Genomic DNA, 8,453 nt, shown 5'->3' on the forward strand with positions numbered 1-8,453 from the left:
TAGAACAGCTAAAGTCTTGAAATCCTTATTGGGGTCATAGGGCAACTTAGGAAACAAAGAGGGATTGACCGAATAAGATGACGCATCGAGCATTAATGTATAGCCATCAGCATTGGCCTTGGCTACATAGGAAGCGGCAATTTGACCGCTTGCCCCTGGCTTGTTTTCAACCACTACCGATGTGCCCAAAAGCTTGCCCAGTGGGGTTGCAACCGTTCTAGCCATTAGGTCTGCAGTACCGCCAGGGGGATAGCTCACTATCAAGCTAATAGGGCGACTAGGCCACTCTTGAGCATGAGCCAGGCCTGTAGTTGCAAGCAATGCAACCAATAGAGTTTTTACAAAGGACTTCATCTTTTCTCCTTAATTAACTTCTGCTGAATATTGGAATGCCATAGCATCCCCTACTGAACTGCGAAATTCAACTGGCTTGCCAGTTAAATCAAATGCGATGCGATTTACTCTTACGGCTGGATGGCCCTCTTTCATTGCTAATGCTTTTGCATCTGGTTTTTTCATCAACTCAAACCTGACTTGATCCTTGGCTTTGATTACCGCAACTCCACATGTCTTGGCATACATGGGGTAAAACAAATCTTCAAAGTCTTTTGGTTTATAGCTAGCCAATTTCTTAAACTTAGGCAAGGGCAAATAAATCGTCTCGTAGAGCAATGGCTTGCCATCAATCATGCGAAGACGATGAATCTTTAATAGTGACTTGCAGGACCAACCCGTTAGTCTGGCCATTTCTTTATCTAAGGCACCCTCCTTCAAATCTAAAACTTTTGCCTGGGGAGATAGCTGTTCTTGTCCATCTAATTGATAACGAAAAAACCTGAGCATAGATTGCCCATCAAGCCCACTGCTGACAACTGTACTTTTGCCATGTCGTTTAACCAGTACCCCATCATCGGCAAGCTGAGCAATTGCCTGCCGAATAGTTCCGACGGCTACGCCATACTCTTTAGCAAGACTGGCTTCGGATGGAATTGCCTCAGCAATCTGCCATGCACCGCTCTCAACCTTATTTCTAAAGGCTGATGCCAAACCTTGATAACCCATTAACTCTTTAGCCATACCTGTATTTTCAACTCATTTACTCATCTAGATGAGTTATGCTACCATAATTCCCATGAATGTCGATACTCACTTCCATATTTTTGATAAAAGCTCTTTAAATGAGGCTCAGGCTCGCTATTCTGTTGATTACGCTGCCTCAATAGATGATTGGGCCAAATTGGCTAATGCACACCAAATATCTGGCGGGGTCATTGTTCAGCCGAGCTTTCTAGGTTTTGACAACACGCTTCTACTTGAAGCTATTAATCAAAACCCTAGATATTTAAGAGGGGTTGGGGTGACTGACCCCAAAGCCTCACGAAAAGAATTGCTTGAGCTTAACAAACAAGGGATTTGTGGAATCAGGCTGAATTTAGCAGGCGATCAAGATCCGTTTAGAACTCTTGAAAAATACCAAGGCCTTATGAACCTATTAAAAGGGTTGAATATGCACATACAAGTACATCATGATGATGGCTTGTTAAATGAGGTTCTGCTAGCAATACCCAATGGAATAGATGTAGTGATTGATCACTTTGGCAGACCTAAAACTAATAATGAGTTTGAACAACAAAATGATGGGATTAAGAAACACAGGGGAAACCTCTGGGTGAAATTAAGTGCTCAATACAGAACGCCAAACATAAATCATCAAGCTATTTTTGAATATTGGCTCAAGCAAATTGGTGGGTCCCGCCTACTGTGGGGCAGTGATTGGCCACATACAAGATTTGAAGCGACTGAAACTTATGAATCTCAAATGAAGAGCTTTTTGTCTTTAACAAATTTCCCAGAACTTAGACAACAGATTCTTTCTGATAATCCAAGAAGTCTTTATTGGCAGTAAGTCAGCATCAATGCGTCCAATAACTAGACGCTTAACTTTTTTACTCTAAATGAAACATAAAATATTTCGCCAACTCAACGCTGTCGATGCCATTCGGGAAACATTCGAAACCGCTGAGAGCCAATAGATTCGGCGCTTGTAGGGCGGTGGGTCGCAACCAGCTTAGACCCAATGTGCAGAACTGTTTTAGTCCTCTATCCTAGCTTTTCAATCCTCTGCTCTACCGACTGAGCTACCAGGCCAAGAGATGGAATTATAAATGAAACTGCTTGGTACCTTGGGAAATGTCTAAACTGTACTCAATCGCCTTGTACTTACTGAATCCTATGGCGGTTAAGGATGCTTAATCCTGTTTGACGGTGCTTTGCTTTTCCTGCTTACGCAGACATTGCCTTCGTTAAATTCTGCTGTGCTTTTGCCACCTTCTACCGCTTACGCTCTGCGTCTAACGCTTTGCTGACATTGTCTTTCTGAGTTTTTAATGCGTCTAAGCGTGCTTGCTGTGGGGTGCGAGGCTTGCTAGGGTTGGGCACGCTGTAACTAATCCTCTATCTATCGAGGCCTAATGGAAAAAGGCCAAAGGGAAGCAAAGAAAAAAGTCGCCCGAAGGCGCTTTCTAGATATATTCGCTATTACAGCCTTATATCTCTACCTTGGCACCCAACTCAACCACTCTATTCGCTGGAATGGAAAAGAAGTCCGATGGCTTTGCGGCATTCTGATACATCCATGCGAAAAGCTTTTCTCTCCACAATGCCATTCCAGGAATTGCTGAAGGAACCACGGTATCGCGAGCCAAGAAGAAGGATGTTTCCATTGGCTCACATTTAATGCCATATTGAGTCGCCAACAACTCCATAATATGGTTTATGTCTGGAGTTTCTTTAAACCCATACATTGCTCTTGCTAGATAAACCCCACCACCCATCTCTTTTAAATTGATACGATCCTTGTCCTCAACATAAGGAACATCCCAAATACTCATTTTGAGAAAAATGACTCTCTTGTGTAGCACTTGATTGTGCTTGAGGTTGTGAAGCATTGCGACAGGCACATAGTCGACATGCGCCGTCAGAAAGACTGCTGTACCGTTAACTCGAATTGGCTCACTTACCAATAAAGATTTGATAAATGCTTCAAGTGGAATACCGCCCTCGATTGCTTTTTGACGCAAAAGCATTCTGCCCTTGTACCAAGTAATCAATAAAAGAAAGCACAAGGCGCCAAGTAAAAGAGGGAACCAACCACCCTCAGCTATTTTGAGCGCATTAGCCGCAAAGAAGGCAATATCTACCAAAAGAAAGGTGCCGATAACAACTGCCACCAATATAGAATTCCATTTCCATAAAGCCTTCATTACAATGGCTGCCAATAAGGTGGTAATTACCATAGTAGTTGTTACGGCAATTCCATAAGCGGCCGCTAAATTACTTGACTGCTTAAATGCCAGTACGGCACCTATCACTAAAACTAATAACATCCAATTAATTGCTGGCATATAAATCTGCCCAACCTCTTTTTCCGAGGTGTACAAGATCTTCATGCGGGGAATAAATCCCAATAAAATAGCTTGGCTAGTCATAGAGTAGGCGCCTGAGATAACTGCCTGTGAGGCAATTACAGTAGCCATGGTTGCGAGAATAACTAGGGCAAGCGTATATGACTCAGGAACCATTAAGAAAAATGGATTTGAAATCGCTTCTGGGTTAGCCAAGAGTAATGCGCCCTGGCCAAAGTAGTTAAGCAAAAGACTCGGCATGGTTAAGAAAAACCAAGCAAATTGAATTGGTTTAATTCCAAAGTGCCCCATATCAGCATATAAGGCTTCTGTGCCAGTCACCACCAAGAACACCGCACCCAAAACAACAAATGCTTGTAGGGAGTGCTCAAGCAAGAAATTGATTGCGTACATCGGATTAGTAGCCAGCAAGATACTTGGGTTATCCAAAATCATGTATGCCCCGATCAACCCGATTGCCAAAAACCACATCACCACAATTGGACCAAAGAGAAAACCAACCAAAGCCGTTCCTTTTTTCTGAATGAGAAAAAGAGCAACAAGGATAGTGAGCGTAATCGGGATGACATATTTCGTAAATTGAGGGGAAACAATTTCAAGACCCTCGACTGCCGACAGCACTGAAATCGCGGGAGTAATTACAGCATCCCCATAAAACATACAGGCACCAAAGACCCCTAGCATCATGATCGTTAATGCTCTCTTGGAGTTTGCTGGAGCAGTTCTGAGGGCTAATGCCATCAAAGCCAATATGCCACCTTCACCATGATTATTGGCTCGCATTACAAACAGAACATACTTCAGCGACACCACCACCATAAATGCCCAGAAGACCATTGAAAGAACGCCCATAACAGCATCCGGAGAAAAGGGTATGCCATGCTCAGGACTGAAGCATTCTTTAAGGGCATACAAGGGACTGGTTCCAATGTCACCGAACACAACGCCAATCGCCGCAAGAGTTAAGGCGGGAAGGCTGCCTTTATTGTGGTTGTTGCCCTTAATCTCTATTGGGCGAAGAATATTTGACTGTGAATACTCAGGATTGCTAATGGACATGGGCTTACTCAGTTATTTGAATACTCCATCAAATCATGTGCGATGTATCAATCGCATAAACAACTATGAAATAGCTAAGCGGTAGCCTATACCGAGCTCAGTTAATAGGTACTCTGGCTCAGCAGATACCTTTTCAATCTTGGCTCTTAATCTACCCATATGAATTCTTAAGTAATGGGTATCATCCACATATTCAGAACCCCAAATCTTCGACAGCAATTGGCGCTGAGTAAAAATCTTGCCTGGCTTTGTAGCTAACAACATCAGCAATTTGTGCTCTATAGGGCTTAGATGAATTTCATTGCCTTCGAGCTTTACAAGTCCAGCAGAGACGTCAATTAGCAAATCTTTGTATTGATAGCGCTGGTCACGCATAAACATTTTTTGAGTGCGCCTGAGACAAACATTGATTCTTGCCAATAGCTCTTCAACATTAAAAGGCTTGGACAAATAATCATCTGCGCCTTCATTTAGCGCAACAATCTTTTCCTGCTCTTCTTGCCTTGCTGACAAAACAATAATCGGGAAATCAAATTGCTTTCTTACCTGCCGAATTAAATCTTTTCCGTCACCATCAGGCAAACCCAAATCGAGAACCATTAGCTTTGGTGTATTTTCAACCAAGTATTTATTTGCCTCTTCTAAAGATTTGGCTAATCTAGAAGCATGCTTTGCGGCGCTCAAGCTAGCCACTAAGAAATGAGCTATTTGCTCATCATCTTCAACAACTAATATGTAATCTGAAATCATGAGCTTGCTTTAAAAGGAAAGGTCATACCCACATAAGTCCTCCTATCGTCGCCAAATGGGGACTCGATGACTAGCCAGCCTTGGTGCTTATCCATCACCGCTCTTACTATAGATAAGCCCAATCCAAATCCTTTTTTATTGCGCTGATATGACTGTTGCTGCCCCGCCAATCCCTTATCAAAATCTTTAGGGAATCCAGCGCCCCCATCAATTACGCCAATCCGAATTTCATCATCAACCCTATCTACCAATATCTGTATTGGGTTGCTGCCTAGGTGCGCTTTGTTTGCGTTCTCAATCAAATTGGTTAATGCCAAGACAATTAAGGCCTGATCACCATAGATAAGTTCATCTTTTGCCCTCATTACCAATTGTAGTGACGGCTTTACTTCTCTATTGTTATATCTCGACATAACCGCCCCAACAATTTCTTCGGGCGACTGCCAATCCATTCGAATCTGATTGCCATCAGACATGCCAAGCTTAACCAAAGACAGTATGTTTTCAGTTGAGTCATTGAGATATACAGATTCAGAATGAATCATCTCTAACAGCTTTATGGATTGCTCATCCCCCAACTGCTGACCCTGATTTAAGAGTGATGAGCTGGCACCGATAATAGTAGTTAAAGGGGTTCTCATGTCGTGCGAGATAGACGACAAGAAGGCCTTTTGAATGGACTCTCGATGTGCTAACTCGCCAGCATCTTTTGCTTTAATCTCTGCTATTCGCTTTTGATAGTGAACAGACAGCTGATCAGCTATCGCCCTTATTAGGCTGACTTCAATGTTTTCCTCGTGCGCCCTCTCAATCACTAAAGCTGGCAACTCATGGCTTTTGTAAAACCTTCCAAAGGGAACGCACCAATAATCAATTGCCTCTAGGGTTCCTGTATGTGGTCCCAGCATCGCCCCATACTCAATTGCGTGAGAGAGATACCAAGAGTCAAGCTTAACTTTGCCCGGCTTAGAGCTCGCTAATTCAATACTGTCTTTGGTGGTTGCATCGAGCTTTAATATCGCAACTTCACACCCTAGCTCTCTTTTAAGCAATAGACAGAATTTCTGCAAGGCAACTACAGAGTCGGTCTCCACTGAAAATATTTCTATTATTGATCTCAATAGATTGGCTTTAAAGGTTTCTTTTTCGGCAATATCTTTTTGCCTTCTTAGCTGGTGTACTAAAGAGGTAATCGCAATAGATACCAGCAGAAATCCAAGTAGCGCACTCCAAGACTCAATGCTCCCAATAACAAAAGTATATCTCGGCTCTACAAAAAAGAAGTTTATGAGAAGAAAAGAGCCTATTGCCACAAAGATGGAGGTTACCAATTGGCTCTTGTAGGAAACCCAAATGACTAGAATCAAATATAGAAAGGACGCCCCCGCCAAACCAAGATACTTATCAACTATATGAGATAGGGCGGTTATGGCAATCATCCCCATAAAAATGCTCATTGCTTCAAGCAATATTGGACTTTTCGAGGAGTTTCTATTGGTCATATGGCCAATATACATTCACCAATGTATCAATCGCATATACGATTGAGGATTTGCACAGCCCAAAGCTCCAAAAACGGTCTCTTACCAAAAGCAAGTGTCAAGCGCCCCTTAACTAGACGCCGAATAAATTGTTCCATTTAGAACAGGCAATTAACCATCCTCTATCCATCCAACCCCATAAAATCAGGACATGAAATCACTAATTCGTTGCCCGTGGTGTGAGGGTTTTGATCTATATCGGCAGTATCACGATACCGAATGGGGTGTCCCACTACATGACAGTAGAAAGCTATTTGAATTACTCATACTGGAGGGCGCCCAAGCTGGCCTTTCTTGGTCAACCGTTCTAAAGAAGCGAGAAACCTATCGCGAAGCACTTGATCACTTTGACCCAAAGAAGATCGGCAAGTATGACGATAAGAAGGTTGCTGAACTATTGGCAAATCCTGGAATTATTCGCAACCGCCTTAAAGTAGCCGCAACGATTGGTAACGCCAAAGCTTATTTGACTCTAGAGAAAAGTGGGCAGCCCTTTAATCAATTTCTTTGGGCATTTGTTCAAAACAAACCCATTCAAAATGAACGTCGCTCTTTAAGTGAGGTGCCGTCAAACTCACCGGAATCAGATGCAATGAGTAAGGCATTACTTAAGACTGGATTTAAGTTTGTTGGCACAACGATTTGTTATGCGTTTATGCAAGCGAGCGGAATGGTTAATGATCATCTCGTCTCCTGTCATCGACACGCCGCAGTGAAAAAGAAAACGAAGGCATAGTGCCGTAAAACTAGATGCTTATCTTTGTTGCTCTATTTAGAATGGATAATTAAACATTCTCCATCCATAAAGCCCAATGAAATAACGGTGGAAGCGGCTGGCACCTAGAATTTAGATCTAGCGGTTAAGTTTCCAGCTCTTGAACAACAACCTCTTCCTCTAGATTAGTAACTTTCCTGCTTGCGAGATATTTCACGCCTTTTGTACCAGTGGATTCTGTATGAATCTGATTCGGCAAAAGGTGGAAAGTATCGCCAGCCAAACAGATTTTTTTAGCTCCGCCAATATTGATGTCGATTTGACCTTCTATAACCAGGGCCATCACCTCATATTGATGAGAATGATGGTCTAGAAAAAGTGAGCGCTCACGAACAACCACTACTGGGGCTGGAAATTTCTGCTTTTCGAGCAATTCTAAAAACGCGTTCTGATTCATTAATTGGCCAATTGTTTTTATAAGGGTCCAATTGTAATTGGGGGAAATTAAAAGGTTTGGTTAGGGTATCTCTAGCATTTCTTTAATGGCGTCCAGCAACTAGACGCTGAATAAACTTGTTCCATTTAGAACGGCCAAAAACAAATCCTCTATCTATCGAGGCTTGATGGAATCAGCACCTACTAGAGCTCTGCATCAAATCTGAGCTCTAAATTTTTGGGTGGATCTATGTAGTTTTCATTGGCATCAACAAACTGAAGGCGGCACTGGTTGGTAGTACCCATATATCTAACAAATAAATCACCTCCTAGCGCCTCAACCGCTTGCTTATCTTCTCCGCGTAGTTCGGAGACAAAATCTACAAATTTCTGAGTATTTTCTTTTTTTGGCTCAACGAGATAATTAATGGATTTCTGCAATTTATTGCGCGGGAACATATGAGGCCAATTTAAGCACCACATTTGAGATGTCTTTTTTTCTTTCAATGGCACAGGAAATAAAACCAA

Annotated in this window: 9 protein-coding genes and 1 pseudogene; 2 read left to right on the forward strand and 8 right to left on the reverse strand. The window is 42.5% G+C overall.

The window, feature by feature from the left end; all coding sequences use genetic code 11:
- Together B7X71_RS09180 and B7X71_RS09185 are read right to left on the reverse strand one after the other, a co-directional pair.
- Positions 1–354 (reverse strand): tripartite tricarboxylate transporter substrate-binding protein (locus tag B7X71_RS09180; RefSeq protein ID WP_293600557.1); only part of this gene is annotated, 354 nt, incomplete at its 3' end.
- Between the two features lie 9 nt (positions 355–363).
- Positions 364–1,077 carry a GntR family transcriptional regulator gene (locus B7X71_RS09185; protein WP_293598471.1) on the reverse strand — a complete coding sequence of 238 codons (714 nt, stop codon included), beginning with the start codon at positions 1,075–1,077 and terminating at the stop codon, positions 364–366.
- 55 nt (positions 1,078–1,132) lie between these two features.
- Here B7X71_RS09185 and B7X71_RS09190 point away from each other — a divergent pair, with 55 nt between their 5' ends.
- A complete protein-coding gene (locus B7X71_RS09190) occupies positions 1,133–1,906 on the forward strand; it encodes an amidohydrolase family protein (RefSeq protein ID WP_293598472.1) in 774 nt (257 codons plus the stop codon).
- Between the two features lie 640 nt (positions 1,907–2,546).
- On the opposite strand, the gene B7X71_RS09195 is transcribed toward B7X71_RS09190, so the two are convergent.
- The 4 genes and pseudogenes from B7X71_RS09195 to B7X71_RS17905 all read right to left on the reverse strand — a co-directional run.
- Positions 2,547–4,484 (reverse strand): potassium transporter Kup, encoded by a 1,938-nt coding sequence (locus B7X71_RS09195; protein WP_293600558.1) that lies wholly within the window; start codon positions 4,482–4,484, stop codon positions 2,547–2,549.
- 63 nt (positions 4,485–4,547) lie between these two features.
- On the reverse strand, positions 4,548–5,234 hold the full coding sequence (locus B7X71_RS09200; protein ID WP_293598009.1) for a response regulator: 687 nt from the start codon (positions 5,232–5,234) through the stop codon (positions 4,548–4,550).
- The gene (locus B7X71_RS09205) at positions 5,231–6,328 is read right to left on the reverse strand and encodes an ATP-binding protein (protein ID WP_293598008.1); all 1,098 of its coding nucleotides are present in this window, start codon (positions 6,326–6,328) and stop codon (positions 5,231–5,233) included. The genes B7X71_RS09200 and B7X71_RS09205 overlap by 4 nt, the downstream gene beginning before the upstream one ends.
- 60 nt (positions 6,329–6,388) lie before the next feature.
- Positions 6,389–6,751: pseudogene (locus B7X71_RS17905) on the reverse strand (DUF4118 domain-containing protein); the annotation flags it as partial.
- A gap of 175 nt (positions 6,752–6,926) precedes the next feature.
- Between B7X71_RS17905 and B7X71_RS09210 the strand changes: the two are divergent.
- A complete protein-coding gene (locus B7X71_RS09210; protein WP_293598007.1) occupies positions 6,927–7,511 on the forward strand; it encodes a DNA-3-methyladenine glycosylase I in 585 nt (194 codons plus the stop codon).
- A gap of 124 nt (positions 7,512–7,635) precedes the next feature.
- Here the strand turns inward: B7X71_RS09210 and B7X71_RS09215 are convergent, their stop codons facing one another.
- Complete coding sequence (locus tag B7X71_RS09215) at positions 7,636–7,947, reverse strand: cupin (protein ID WP_293598006.1); 312 nt, start codon at positions 7,945–7,947, stop codon at positions 7,636–7,638.
- Between the two features lie 182 nt (positions 7,948–8,129).
- A partial coding sequence (locus B7X71_RS09220; RefSeq protein WP_293600559.1) for a hypothetical protein occupies positions 8,130–8,453 on the reverse strand: 324 nt, incomplete at its 5' end.

Source organism: Polynucleobacter sp. 39-46-10 (genome assembly GCF_002282275.1).